Source organism: Streptomyces sp. NBC_01591, assembly GCF_035918155.1.
Lineage (GTDB): Bacteria > Actinomycetota > Actinomycetes > Streptomycetales > Streptomycetaceae > Streptomyces.
Genome location: NZ_CP109327.1, coordinates 5,443,119 through 5,456,545, shown reverse-complemented (window position 1 = coordinate 5,456,545; position 13,427 = coordinate 5,443,119). Strand labels below are relative to the sequence as shown.

Sequence of the window (13,427 nt, the reverse complement as noted above, 5' to 3'; positions counted from 1 at the left end):
ACAGCTCGATGCCCTGGCAAACCATGTCGCCTGCCAGCGGCGCGGTGCAGAACGTCCGCGCTGAATCAGGACGCCGACCGGAGAGTCAGGAAGTCGACTATCGCTTCGAGGTTCTTCGTGCAGTGGACGAGGAACGAGAGGCCGAGGGCTCGGGCCGAAATTGCCCAGAGAGCGGCTTTCCACCACCTCGAGGTGGCCGCCGCGACGAGGGGACGGGCCCGTAGACCACTGTCCGGAAGAGTTTCGGCGATGACCGGAGCAACCTGACTGATCGTGCGGCCCATGAGCGTGCTGACCAGTTCGTCGTAGCGGGCATACGTCGCCCTCGTGCCGGGTCGTAGCCAGCGCCGTACTGGAATCCTCACTCGGTGCAAAAGCCATCGCTGAAACGGAACGTACGAGAACCCGACGAACACAGCGATGCACAGCAGGATAGGGATGATCCGCAAGACGGCAACGGCCGCAAGTCCGCGCGTATGGACCAGAGACGAGCTGCCGACCAGCAGAATGCGGAAGGCGGGGCGCACTCTTCGCCAGGTCGACGGCAATGGGGTACGGCCCCCAGATCTGCCGAGGTCGACCACCACGCCGAAGGCGCAGCAGCGAAACGCTCTTGAGATGCACCGGGCATGTGAAACGCACTCCATCGTGCAGCCGGAGGTCGTTTGCAGCTGACGGCTCAGAATAGGTGGCCGAACTCCCGAGCCTTCATGCCAAGCACGAAAGCGCGCAGCTTGGCGACGCTGGTGGTGACGACATCGGGTCATCGCTCTCGCGCACCCTGATCTAGCCGTCGACAGGGGCCAGCCCGATGCAGTACGGGGAGCTCGCCGCACTCGAAGACGGTGTGGCTCACCCTCGCCGCCAAGCGATGAGGAACCCGAAGGCGCTTTCCCGTTCTGGAAAGGATCAGTGCTTGACCCCGCTGCGACCACCTCGGGAACATCGACTGACGACAGGCACCCGCCGATGCCAGGGGGAACAATGCTGAGGAAGCTGACAGGCGACCCGGACTGCAAGAACGGCACATGCCCGACCCTGTGGGCCACTGAGGACGAGAAGAACTACATCGTGCAGGGCTACGTCGTCGCCGATCCGGAGCGGCTCGCACAGCTCGCCCTGCCAGAAAGGAGAGGCAGCCGTCGTGATCCCGGCCGCCATGCTGGAGGAGTACTTCGATGCTCGACGGTGAGGCTTTCGGGCAGCTCTTCGAGTCCTTCGAGCGGTCCGCCTTCCGGCTGGAGACCCTGGCCGTGTACGACGTCGAGGAAGAGGCCGAGGAGATGGCGCGCTTCCTGGCCGGCGAGCCCATGGGCCCGGAGTGGGACGACAACCCGTGGGTCCGTTCGATGACCGACAAAGGCAAGCACGTCTCCCGCGTACACGTACTGACATCCCCGCTCACCGACTACCTGCGCTACGAACTGGCCGCCTACCCCGGCAACATCACAGCCGGCGAGACCATCGGTATCCTGGACGAGGCTGAGCAGGACGTGACCGACCTGCCTGATCACGACTTCTGGTTGTTCGACGACCAGGATGTCTACCGGATGCACTACACACCCGAAGGTACGTTCGTCGGCGCCGAATTGCTCCCTGCCCACAGACTTGCCGAGTACCAGGGCTACCGGGACCGCGCCCTGGCCGAGGCGTTGCCGTTCGCGGACTACTGGGAGCGGCACCACTGACCGCCGACTCGATCGGGAAAGCCCTGCGGGCGCTGCGCGACGCATCCGGACTCACGGGTGACTCGGTGGCCCGCAGGGCTTCCATGTCTGCCGGGAAGCTATCGAAGATCGAGACCGGCAAGGTACGACCGACCGTCCAAGACGTGGACCTGGTCCTCACAGCCATAGGCGTAAGCCAGGAGGTCAAGGAAGAGTTCCTGGCGGCAGCCCGCGCCGAAGCCACCGAGGCCACCGCATGGCGCCTGCTGCGCCGCATGGGCCCGTGGAAGCACCAGAAGACCATCCGGGCCATCGAGGCCGGCACCACCACGCTCAGGCTCTTCCAGGGCCAGCTCGTCCCCGGACTCCTCCAGACACCCGAGTACGCCTCTGCCGTCTTCTCCCTGCCCCCGGCCATGCCGGAGGAGACCAGGGCCAAGACCGTGGCGGCCCGCCTCGAACGTCAGTCGGTCCTGTACGAGTCAGGCCGGTCCTTCCGCTTCCTGATCTGTGAGCACGTACTCCGGTGGCTCATCTGCGAGCCCGTGGTCATGGCGCTCCAGCTGGACCGGCTCGTGTCCGTGTCCCGTCTGCCCAACGTTTCGCTGGGTGTCGTGCCGTCCGACCGCCGGATGCCCGACTTCCCCATGACCTGCTTCAGCCTCCACGACGACCGACTCGTCATCGTGGAAACGTTCCACTCCGAGGTCACCACCCGCGACCCGAAGGACGTACAGCTCTACCTCGACACCTTCGAGCGGTTCGCCGCAGTGTCCGTTTACGGCGATGCCATGAGAGCCCTGGTCGAGGGCATCCGGGACGGATTCTTGCCCCAACAGGAAAGGTCCTAGAACGAGCTGCTCAGCGGGTGAAGCATCAGCGGTGCCAACAACCGAGGGAGGAAATCCCAATGAGCAGCCCAAGCACCTCGATGGACCCGCCGGTTCAACTGTCCCTCCCTCGCACACCCCCCGTGCCTGCACCGGGTTGCGGTGTCTGCGCCGCCCTCGCAAAGCAGCGCACCACGGCGTACGGCAACGGGGACATGTCCGCCGTCTCGGACTACAACGTCGAGTTGGCCGCGCACCGAAAGAAGCACCTCGGGGTGCAGTAGGGGACATGCAGACGTGGAGAGACGAACGCACAACGGCCGCGAACGCCTCCGAGTCCATTCGCGGGGTGCTCGCGCCTGCCTGGGCCTGCCGGAGAGCGCCTACGCGGCGATACGGCGGCAGGTAACCCCCAGAGGTCAGCCGCTCGTGCGCCTCGGCTCGATCCCCGTTGCTCACGTCGAGCACCTCGCAGAGGCGCTGCGAGGCACCCGAACACACCGCGAGCGGGACAGCGGTGTCCTTCCCATCTGAATCAAGGAGGACCAGATGAACGACCTGTACGGCCTCGACATCACCGGAGCCCGCTTCAGCAAGGCGTGTGGGGGCAACACGCACCCGGACGGCGAGGCGTGCGTGACCCTCGCGAAGATCGGGCCGGACGCATGGGCGATGGGCGACAGCAAGCGGCCGGACGCCGAGCCGCTGCGCTTCACCACGGCGGAGCTGGACGCGGCGGGTATCGACCCTGCGCGCTTCGACCTCTCCGCCTGAGCTGACGGCCCTGCCCTCACGCAGACGGGTGGGGCCGTCGTCATCTCTGGGAACGGAGCGGCAGTGCACCACCACGGCTATGCCTGGCTTGGGGAGAAGAAGACGTTCGACAAGGAGAGCATCCGCAGACCGGCCGGACAGGCCCCAACCGTGAGCAGTGAGAAGGACGTACTCGACCGGTATCGGGAAGCCGTAGCGATGTTCCCGACTTCTGACGTGCCCCCGATCCAGACGTCGCACTGGCTCATGAAGCCGCCCTCGATCATCCGAGGGACATGGGAGGAACCCAAGAAAGCCGGCGAATGGCTTGGTCTCCAACTCGCTGAGTTTGCACCCCGGTTCGCCTCTGAAGGTGACCGGAAAGTGGCCAGGCTGGCTCTCCTGGTGAAGGCCGCAGTCGAGCAGCTGACGTGGGGAGGAGACGTATCCCTTGGCCACTATTTGAGTGGCACTGTCTTCCACTCCGTCACCCTCGTGACGTGCTCCCCGAACCGTGCTGCTCCCGACCTGCCCTGCCCTGTCCGGCAGGCCAGTGCATGACAGAGCCCCGACTGATGCCGGGGCCGAAAGAAGCGGCGGGCTACTGCAGCATCGGCAGCACGGGGGTCTCGCACCCGGCCGGGGTGGCTCCGGCCGCCGGAAATCGGTCAGGAACGTGCTGGTTTCTGGGGGCGCGTGGTGCGAGAGGCGGCGGATTTGGGTCCCACCGGCGTACCGATCGTCCCACCCCCATGCGCTCGTCCATTCGATTGACTGCCAGTCAGGGTGCTTGTGTCATATTCCAATTGTGTGGGTCACTTGAGTTACCGAACCGGTGGGCCGCCCATCCCTCTCCGGGGGAGCGCGGAACCGTTCTGTTCGCCGACCGTCCACGCATGACGGGCCTCGGCATCTTTTGCTCCGGATGGCCGCGATGGGCGCCCCTGTAGAGGACTTGGATCCGACCAGTCGTCCCTGCCGAATAGCGGCAGGGACTGGTGCGGCAGCCCCCGGCCTCTGCAAGTGAGCGGTGCGCGAGCCATACGCGCACACCGAATACCTCGTCATCGGGGCCACGAGAGTGGCTGCCGGCCACGGCCTACGGGGCCGGCAGCCCGCGACTTGGCTCATCACGGCTCCGAGCACCCTGCGCGGCGGACGGCCGATGACAACGCCTTCCCCCAGCAGGCATCTTTCGGACGATTCTCCGGGCTCGCCCAGCGGCGTACCCCCGGGACCGGTCGAGCAGGAGGTGAGCGAGGACAGTCGGGGCCGGACAGCGTCCCGGTGGTCCAAGTCGCGGCCATGGGTCCTGATCCGGGCCCGCCTCGAAGTCAACTTCCGGATTCGAGAGGTCAGTTCAAGACACGGAGGACGATCATGCCAATCAGTCCCAACCAGGGCTCCACCGGTGGCGGTACCGCCGTCACCATCACGGGCACCAACCTCACGGGCACCACCGCGGTGCTCTTCGGCACCAAGCCGGCCACCGGCGTCACCAACGTCTCGCCCACCCAGGTCACCGCTGTCTCGCCGTCCGGTTCCGGCGCGGTCGGCGTGACGGTGACCACCCCGGGCGGAACCAGCAATCCGATCCCGTTCTTCTACGTCGGCGCCCCGTTCAAGTCCGGTCTGAGCGTGAGCTCGGGCTCCACCGCAGGCGGCAACACCGTCGTCATCAGCGGCACCGGTCTGTCCACCGCCACCGGGGTGTCCTTCGGCGCCAATACCGCCACGCCGACGGTGCTGTCGGACAGCCAGATCAGTGTCGTCGTGCCCGCGGGTGCGGCAGCCGGGCCGGTGAGCGTCACTGTGACGACCGCCGGAGGATCCAACAACGGTCTGTCGTACACGTACATCGACGTCCCGACCATCACCGGGATCGCTCCGGCTTCCGGACCGACTTCCGGCGGAACGGCGGTGACCATCACAGGCACCAGCCTGACCACGACGAGCCAGGTCACGTTCGACTCGGTGCCGGCAGCGTTCACGGTCATCGACGCGACGACGGTGTCTGCCGTCACCCCGCCCGGCACCGTCGGTGCGGTCGACGTCGGTCTCTCCAACCCTGCGGGCACAGCCACGGACGTCGGCGCCTTCGCCTATACGGCGGGCCCCGGCATCTGATCCGCCACGGCTGTGGCACCGACCGTCGGCCTGAACAGCGCCCGGCGCCGGTACCGCTTCCGGTTGCATGATGCCCGCCCCGGTCCGGCGCGTTCCGCGCCAGGCCGGGCGGGTATCCCCACTCGGCACCACTCGCTCGCGCCCGCCCGACCAGGAGGCCCGGGCGGCGCCCGACCCTCACATTCCGGTGTCCTTATCCCGCCCGCAGCACCCCGATCACACCCCCCTGACAGGAGAACGGCAGTGGTACGTTCCGACAGCTCAATGCCCCACGCTACGCAACCGACGACGGCTGCGGCGGCCGCCGTATTCGCGACGCCCACGATCAGTTCCCTCGCCCCCAACCAAGGGCCGATCACGGGCGGGAACACCGTCACACTGACCGGAACCGGCTTCACCGGCGCCACCTCCGTCCGCTTCGGCACCCTGCCCGCCGCATTCACCTACATCTCCGACACACAAGTCACCGCGATCGCCCCCGCCGTCCCCGCCGTACCCATCGGCCCACTGAACGTCACAATCACCACACCAGGCGGCACCAGCACCGGAATCCCCTACACGTACATCGCCGTTCCGGTTCTGGCCAGCATCGCCCCCAACCAAGGGCCGATCACGGGCGGGAACACCGTCACACTGACCGGAACCGGCTTCACCGGCGCCACCTCCGTCCGCTTCGGCACCCTGCCCGCCGCATTCACCTACATCTCCGACACACAAGTCACCGCGATCGCCCCCGCCGTCCCCGCCGTACCCATCGGCCCACTGAACGTCACAATCACCACACCAGGCGGCACCAGCACCGGAATCCCCTACACGTACATCGCCGTTCCGGTTCTGGCCAGCATCGCCCCCAACCAAGGGCCGATCACGGGCGGGAACACCGTCACACTGACCGGAACCGGCTTCACCGGCGCCACCTCCGTCCGCTTCGGCACCCTGCCCGCCGCGTTCACCTACGTCTCGGCGACTCAGCTGACTGCGGTGGTCCCCGCCGGCGGCCCGGGCCCGGTTACCGTCACGGTCACTACGCCCGCCGGTACCAGCACCGGAATCCCCTACACGTACATCGCCACTCCCGTTCTGGCCAGCATCGCCCCCAACCAAGGGCCGATCACGGGCGGGAACACCGTCACACTGACCGGAACCGGCTTCACCGGCGCCACCTCCGTCCGCTTCGGCACCCTGCCCGCCGCGTTCACCTACGTCTCGGCGACTCAGCTGACTGCGGTGGTCCCCACCGGCGGCCCGGGCCCGGTTACCGTCACGGTCACTACGCCCGGCGGTACCAGCAGTCAAGCCGTCTCCTACTACTACCTCGACGCACCGGTTCTCAACAGTGTCATCCCCGACTCCGGCCCGGTGGGCGGTAACAACACCGTAACGCTGACCGGGGCGAATCTCCTCCAGGCCACGGCGGTTCGCTTCGGCCTGACGGCGGCCACCGCCTACACCATTCTCTCGGCCACGGAGATCGAAGCGACGGTGCCGCCCGGTGTCAGCGGCACCGTTCCGGTCAACGTCACCACGCCCGGTGGCACGAGCAACAGTGTCGCCTACCTGTACCTGAGTGCCCCGGTAGTCGTCGGTCTGGTACCCGACCAGGGACCGTCGGCGGGCGGGAACACAGTGACTGTCACCGGCTCCGGACTGACGCATACCACCGCAGTGCTGTTCGGGGGTGTGCCTGCCGGCTTCACCGTGGTCTCCGACACCCAGTTGATGACCACGGCACCGCCCGGCGTGACGGGCTCGGTCACCGTCAAGGTCGTCACCCCTGGTGGCACCAGTATCGGCGTTCCCTACACCCGAGTTGGCCCACCCGCCATCTGAGCGGTCCGGTCGGCTCGGCGAACCAGTTCGACGGGTATCCCGATAGAACCCGGCCCATGGACAATCGCAGCCATGAGCGGAGATCCGATACGTCACTACCTGGCCTCCGTCGAGAGCCGACTGGCAGCCGACGGCTGCGCACCTCGCTGGGAGAACTGGACCGGAGTTCCTGCGCCCGTCGGGCGGCGGGCCGACTTCCGGATGCGGTAGGCGGCCGCCAACCTGCATCTGTTCACCGTGTACCGGGGGAAGCCGGCCCTTGGCCGGGCCTGCGCCTCGCACCTGACCGAGAAGGGTGCCCGCTACTTCCAGCCGCAGGGCCGAGCCGCCGGGTTCAGGCGCGCCATCCAGCCACCCAGCCACCCGGGTCCTCCAGCCATCGAGTCATCGCGCGTCGTGCGGTGGCTCCATATGGCCCAGCCGCGGGACACCTGCGACGTAGCCGCCCCCATCGGTCCGTCGGCGACCGTAGCCGTCCCGCGCCTGTCCGACGGCCGCGTCGAGTATCTGGGTGCTCGGTGACCCGGCCCTCGTACTCGACAGAGCAGATGGCACGCCGCTCGTCGTCTCCGATCCCCGGAAGGTGATCACCAGCCGGTCGTGCGCGTCCGCGCCCGAAGCCGACCTCGGGGCCGGCGCAGGACGCCCGGGGTCGAACGGCCGGCGCGGGCACCTACACAGTCGGGGACGATCCGGACCCCAACGCTTGGATGCTCAGCCATCGTCCCCGAGTACTCAAGCCACTTGCGTATCACCTGAGCTCGAAGCGGAGGCAACGGCCAGCGGCCTGGACACCCAGGCCACTGCGCGGCTTCGAGTCAAGTGAGCCACGCCTGTGATTCCTCGTAAGTGTGACCCTCTTTGGGCCACATGCAGCCCCGTTACCACCGCTCCACCCCTGCGGGGCAAGGGAATACCGCGAGATAAAACAGCAATTTTCAGACCATTTCATAAGTCACTCCGGGTATCTGCCCGTTTGTATGGTCCTGGTTCTGCCAACCACTCAGATGCACATTCGCGTTGGAAGGAACGAGGCAACATGGCTCACTGGCAGAAGATTCCTGGAGGACTCGCGGCGATCTCGGCCGGGTCCAGAACCAATGTGTGGGGCGTCAACGCCGACGCGAACATCTACCGGTTCACCGGAGACGACGCCAACCCCTGGATCCAGATCCCCGGCGGCCTCACCGACATCGGCGCAGCAGCCGACGGCACCGTATGGGGCGTCAACTCCGCCGGAAGCATCTACCGCTACACCGGAGACCAAGGGGACACCAACCACTGGCAGAAGATCCCCGGCGGCCTGACCCGCATCTCGGCCGGATCCAGGACCAACGTATGGGGCGTCAACGCCAACGGAAACATCTACCGGTTCACCGGAGACGACGCCAACCCCTGGATCCAGATCCCCGGCGGCCTCACCGACATCGGCGCAGCAGCCGACGGCACCGTATGGGGCGTCAACTCCGCCGGAAGCATCTACCGCTACACCGGAGACCAAGGGGACACCAACCACTGGCAGAAGATCCCCGGCGGCCTGACCCGCATCTCGGCCGGATCCAGGACCAACGTATGGGGCGTCAACGCCAACGGAAACATCTACCGGTTCACCGGAGACGACGCCAACCCCTGGATCCAGATCCCCGGCGGCCTCACCGACATCGGCGCAGCAGCCGACGGCACCGTATGGGGCGTCAACTCCGCCGGAAGCATCTACCGCTACACCGGAGACCAGGCAGGCTGAGCCACCCCGACATCGACACTCGCAGGTTCCCCCGACCCTTGCCGGTCGGGGGACCATTTGCTTCCCTGGCCCCTCTGGCCACCGATTCGCGCCCTGGGTCCGAGGGCCGTGGCGCGCGGCTTCTACGCCGAACTCGCCCGCCTCCTGGGCCGGGCGGAGGAGTTGACCGGGGTCCGGCCGCCTGTTGCGATGGTTGTCGAGATGCCTACCTGACGGCTTCGTCCTGCGAGCGTGCCGAGGGGTACGGGCGGTGGCGGGCAGTGGCGTCGCATGCATCGCGCACCGTCGGCCACCGTACGAAGAGGAGCTCCCACCGATGACGAGCGAAGACCGCGGTACTCCTGCCACCCCGACCGGTCCGGCCTGGTTCATGGCCAATGAAGTCGTGGCGTTCGTCGTCGAGTTGGCGGCGTTGGCCGCGCTGGCCTGGTGGGGTTTCGCCACCGGGGACAGTGTTGCTGCCCGGCTGCTGCTGGGGATCGGGGCGCCCGTTGTCGCCGCTGTGGTCTGGGGGATGTTCGCCGCTCCTCGTGCCCGTTTCCGGCCGCCGCTCGTGGGGGTTCTGCTGGTCAAGGCGGTGGTGCTCGGTTGTGGTGTGTACGCGGTCCATGCCGTGGGGCATTCGGGGGCGGCGGTGTTCTTCGGGGTGGTGGTGGTCGTGAACACGGGGCTGGCGGAGACCTTTCGGCGTCGCGCGGTGTCGGCTGCCTGACACTCATGACAGCGGCCCGGCCGCGCGAGGCGGCCGGGCCGGGGTGGCGTCAGGGGTGCCGGGTCAGATCAGATGAGGCCCTGGGCCAGCATCGCGTCGGCGACCAGTTCGAAGCCGGCGATGTTGGCGCCGACCACATAGTTGCCGGGGCTGCCGTAGCGCTCCGCGGTGGTGTAGCAGGAGTCGTGGATGTGGCGCATGATCTCCGCGAGGCGCTCCTCGGTGTGGGAGAAGGTCCAGGAGTCGCGCGAGGCGTTCTGCTGCATCTCCAGGGCGCTGGTCGCCACGCCGCCCGCGTTGGCCGCCTTGCCGGGGGCGAAGGCGACGCCCGCGTCCTGGAGGACGCGTACGGCCTCCGGTGTGGTGGGCATGTTGGCGCCCTCGGCGACCGCCTTCACGCCGTGGCGCACCAGGGCCACGGCATCGGCCTCGTGGAGTTCGTTCTGGGTGGCGCAGGGCAGGGCCACGTCACAGGGGACGTTCCAGACGCCGGTGCCGGGGACGTACTTGACGTGCTCGCCGCGGCGTTCCGCGTACTCGGAGACGCGGCCGCGGCCGGCCTCCTTGATCTCCTTGAGGAGGGCGAGGTCGATGCCCTTCTCGTCCACGACGTAACCGTTGGAGTCGGAGCAGGTCACCACGGTCGCGCCGAGCTGCTGGGCCTTCTCGATCGCGTAGATCGCGACATTGCCCGAGCCCGAGACGACGATGCGCTGGCCGTCGAGGGATTCACCGCGGCTGCGCAGCATCTCGGCGGTGAACAGGACACAGCCGTAGCCGGTCGCCTCGGTGCGCGCCTGGGCGCCGCCCCAGCCGAGGCCCTTTCCGGTGAGTACGCCGGACTCGTAGCGGTTGGTGATCCGCTTGTACTGGCCGAACAGGTAGCCGATCTCCCGGCCACCGACGCCGATGTCACCGGCGGGGACATCGGTGTACTCGCCGAGGTGACGGTGGAGTTCGGTCATGAACGACTGGCAGAACCGCATGATCTCGGCGTCCGAGCGGCCCTTGGGGTCGAAGTCCGCGCCGCCCTTGCCGCCGCCGATGGGCATGCCCGTGAGCGCGTTCTTGAAGATCTGCTCGAAGCCGAGGAACTTCACGATGCCGAGGTTGACCGAGGGGTGGAAGCGCAGCCCGCCCTTGTACGGTCCGAGCGAGCTGCTGAACTCGACCCGGAAGCCGCGGTTGACGTGGATGTCGCCGGAGTCGTCCGACCACGGCACCCGGAAGATGAGCTGGCGCTCCGGCTCGCACACGCGCTCGATGATCCTGGCGTCCACGAACTCCGGCCGCTTCGCGAGGACCGGGCCGAGGGTCTCCAGGACCTCCCGTACCGCCTGGTGGAATTCCTTCTCGCCCTGGTTGCGCCGGAGGATCTCGGCGTACAGCGGCTCGATGACGCGGCTCTCGGTGGCGTGCGGGGTTACGGAATCAGGGGTGGCCTGCATTGGGTCAAGACCTTCCGTCGGTGGGCATGCGCGCGAAGACGCCCCCCGTCCCGGGGGCGCCGGCGGTCCCCCTCCCCATTGAGGGCGTCGCCCAGACATCGCACGCTCTGCGGCTCACGGAAGCGACGTACAGAACCGTTGTGGCAGGTCGATTGTCCCAGTCGCTTCGGAACTCCTTCAACGGGACCCACGCAGTCGGCCTCGGACAGGGGAGCCGGGCAGTGGAGCCGGGCTACGCCCGCACCTCGCGGCGCAGCATCCACAGCCCCGCTCCGGACGCGAGGGCGGTCACCCCGGCGACCACGCTCAGCGCGATCTGGAGTCCGTTCTCCTCCATCAGGAAGTTGAGCGAGACGTTCGCGGCGATCGCCGCGCAGAACACGATCCAGAGCAGTGCCTTCATGGGATTCCTCCGTGGCCGGGCCGGTTGATGTCTCCATGCTGCTGGCGGGAGGCGGTCGCCACGAGGGGCCGGCCCCCCGGATCCATGGTGTAGCCAGCTGCACCACGGTGCCGGTGCGCGGAGGCCGCTGTTCGGTCCGGGCGGCGCCGATAGGGTCTGCCGGGTGGGGATCACCGAGGGCATCGGGACGCGCGACAGGGAACGTGGCAGCGAGGACGTGCGGGCCTCCACCGGAGCGGGCTCGGACTCGGCGCGGTGGTGGGTGCCCGGTGTCGCGGTGCTGGTCGTCGTGCCGCTGTACCTGCTCTGGGCGCTGGTGCTGGCCACCGGCGGCGGTGATCTGGCGGCGCAGCTCGCCTGGGCCGGCTTCGCCTCCCGGCATCCGGGGTCCGCGTACAACCTCTCCTGGTACGGAGGGATGCACACCGCCAACTACAGCCTGCTGACGCCGCCGCTCATGGCGGTGTTCGGGGTGCGGGCGGTGACCGTCGCCGCCGGGCTCTGCGGGTCCTGGGCGCTGGGACGGCTCTGTGTACGGAGCGGGGTGCGGTGGCCGGTGGCGGTCGCGGTGCTGGGTTCGCTGACGCTCTGGTGCAATGTCGCGTCCGGGCGCACGACGTTCGCGCTGGGCGTCGCGATCGGGCTGGTCGCGCTGCTGTACGTACGGCGTCGTACGGGCATCGCGGCGGGATGCGCGGCGCTGGCGACGGCGGCAAGTCCGGTGGCGGGGCTGTTCCTGGTGGTGGCGGGCGCGGCGTACGGGCCGGCCCGGCAGTGGCGGCGGGCGGCCGCGCTCGTCGTGCCGCCGTTCGTGGTGGTGGCCGTGACGACGCTGGTGTTCCCGTTCACGGGTGAACAGCCGATGGCGGCGAGCAAGCTGTGGATGCCGTTGGCGGCCTGCGCGGCGCTGTGGCTCGCGGCGCCGCGCGAGGGCGGCTGGCGGGTGGTCCGGTTCGCGGGCGCGGTGTACGCGGTCGGCGTCGTCCTGACGTACCTGATCCCCTCGCCCATCGGGACGAACGTGGAGCGGCTGGTGGGGGTGGCCGGCCCGCCCGTGCTGCTGGCGGCGCTGCTGACCGTCCTGCCGCGGTGGGCGCGGGGCGGCACGGCGGTGCGGGTGCAGGTTGTGGTGCTCGCCGGGATGCTGGCGTACAACACGGGCTGGCTGGTCGACAAGACCGATGACGATCTGCGGGTCTCCAACTCCGTGCCCGCCTGGGCGGAGCACACCGACGGCGTGGTCGCCGAGCTGCGCCGGCTGGGCGCCGAGCGGACGCGGGTGGAGGTCGTACCGGCCCGCAACCACCGCGAGGCGACGGCACTCGCCCCGTACGTGAACATGGCGCGCGGCTGGAACCGGCAGCTCGACGTGGAGCGCGGGCGGCTGTTCTACGAGGGCACGCCGACCCCGGCGACGTACCGGGCATGGCTGGACCGGTGGGGCGTGGGCCTGGTCGTGCTGCACAACGGCAGGCCGGACGGGCCGGCCGAGGCGGAGGCGGGGATCGTCCGGGGCGGCGCCGACTGGCTGGAGCCGGTGTGGCGGGACGCGGAGTGGCGGATCTACCGGGTGCGCAAGGCCGTACCCCTGGTCTCCGCGCCGGGCACCGTCGTACGCGGGGACGACGCCTCCCTGGTGGTACGGATGCCCGCCGCCGGGTCGGTGACGGTACGGATCGCCTACTCGCCGTGGCTGCGGGCGGACGGCGGGGGGTGCCTGCGGCAGGACGGCGAGTGGACGCTGCTGACGGTGGCGCGGGGCGGGGAGTACCGGCTCGATTCCCACTACCGGCTGTGGCCGTTCGGGGCCTGCTGACGGGTCTTGTCGGCGGGTCTTGTCGGCGGGGCTCGCTGGCGGGGCTTGTTGGCGGGGCCGGCTGACGGGGCGGGCGCGGCTTCGCGGGCGCGGCCCC

General features: G+C 68.6%; 13 protein-coding genes. 11 read left to right on the top strand and 2 right to left on the bottom strand.

Annotated features, from left to right (window positions below; translation table 11 throughout):
- Positions 1-1,178 precede the first annotated feature (1,178 nt).
- From OG978_RS25515 to OG978_RS25470, 10 genes are all read left to right on the top strand, one after another.
- On the top strand, positions 1,179-1,688 hold the full coding sequence (locus OG978_RS25515) for a DUF6879 family protein (protein WP_326767427.1): 510 nt from the start codon (positions 1,179-1,181) through the stop codon (positions 1,686-1,688).
- A 23-nt stretch (positions 1,689-1,711) separates the two neighbouring features.
- A complete protein-coding gene (locus OG978_RS25510; RefSeq protein WP_442817850.1) occupies positions 1,712-2,518 on the top strand; it encodes a helix-turn-helix domain-containing protein in 807 nt (268 codons plus the stop codon).
- Between the two features lie 122 nt (positions 2,519-2,640).
- Positions 2,641-2,781, top strand: coding sequence for a hypothetical protein (locus OG978_RS25505; RefSeq protein ID WP_326767426.1), 141 nt, complete (start codon positions 2,641-2,643; stop codon positions 2,779-2,781).
- A 265-nt stretch (positions 2,782-3,046) separates the two neighbouring features.
- Positions 3,047-3,271, top strand: a complete 225-nt coding sequence (locus tag OG978_RS25500; RefSeq protein ID WP_326767425.1) for a DUF397 domain-containing protein — start codon at positions 3,047-3,049, stop codon at positions 3,269-3,271.
- 63 nt (positions 3,272-3,334) lie between these two features.
- Positions 3,335-3,811: a hypothetical protein gene (locus OG978_RS25495; protein WP_326767424.1), complete on the top strand. Its 477-nt coding sequence runs from the start codon at positions 3,335-3,337 to the stop codon at positions 3,809-3,811.
- A gap of 819 nt (positions 3,812-4,630) precedes the next feature.
- The gene (locus OG978_RS25490; protein WP_326767423.1) at positions 4,631-5,377 is read left to right on the top strand and encodes an IPT/TIG domain-containing protein; all 747 of its coding nucleotides are present in this window, start codon (positions 4,631-4,633) and stop codon (positions 5,375-5,377) included.
- Positions 5,378-5,641: 264 nt separating this feature from the next.
- The gene (locus OG978_RS25485; protein WP_326767422.1) at positions 5,642-7,207 is read left to right on the top strand and encodes an IPT/TIG domain-containing protein; all 1,566 of its coding nucleotides are present in this window, start codon (positions 5,642-5,644) and stop codon (positions 7,205-7,207) included.
- 72 nt (positions 7,208-7,279) lie between these two features.
- Positions 7,280-7,417: a hypothetical protein gene (locus OG978_RS25480; RefSeq protein WP_326767421.1), complete on the top strand. Its 138-nt coding sequence runs from the start codon at positions 7,280-7,282 to the stop codon at positions 7,415-7,417.
- A gap of 625 nt (positions 7,418-8,042) precedes the next feature.
- The gene (locus OG978_RS25475; protein WP_326767420.1) at positions 8,043-8,951 is read left to right on the top strand and encodes a tectonin domain-containing protein; all 909 of its coding nucleotides are present in this window, start codon (positions 8,043-8,045) and stop codon (positions 8,949-8,951) included.
- A gap of 316 nt (positions 8,952-9,267) precedes the next feature.
- Positions 9,268-9,663, top strand: a complete 396-nt coding sequence (locus OG978_RS25470; protein ID WP_326767419.1) for a YrdB family protein — start codon at positions 9,268-9,270, stop codon at positions 9,661-9,663.
- A 68-nt stretch (positions 9,664-9,731) separates the two neighbouring features.
- Here the strand turns inward: OG978_RS25470 and gdhA are convergent, their stop codons facing one another.
- Both gdhA and OG978_RS25460 read right to left on the bottom strand, forming a co-directional pair.
- Positions 9,732-11,111, bottom strand: a complete 1,380-nt coding sequence (gene gdhA, locus OG978_RS25465; RefSeq protein ID WP_326767418.1) for an NADP-specific glutamate dehydrogenase — start codon at positions 11,109-11,111, stop codon at positions 9,732-9,734.
- Between the two features lie 232 nt (positions 11,112-11,343).
- The gene (locus OG978_RS25460) at positions 11,344-11,514 is read right to left on the bottom strand and encodes a hypothetical protein (RefSeq protein ID WP_326767417.1); all 171 of its coding nucleotides are present in this window, start codon (positions 11,512-11,514) and stop codon (positions 11,344-11,346) included.
- 163 nt (positions 11,515-11,677) lie between these two features.
- On the opposite strand from OG978_RS25460, the gene OG978_RS25455 reads away from it, so the two are divergent.
- A complete protein-coding gene (locus OG978_RS25455) occupies positions 11,678-13,330 on the top strand; it encodes a hypothetical protein (RefSeq protein WP_442817745.1) in 1,653 nt (550 codons plus the stop codon).
- Positions 13,331-13,427: the final 97 nt, after the last annotated feature.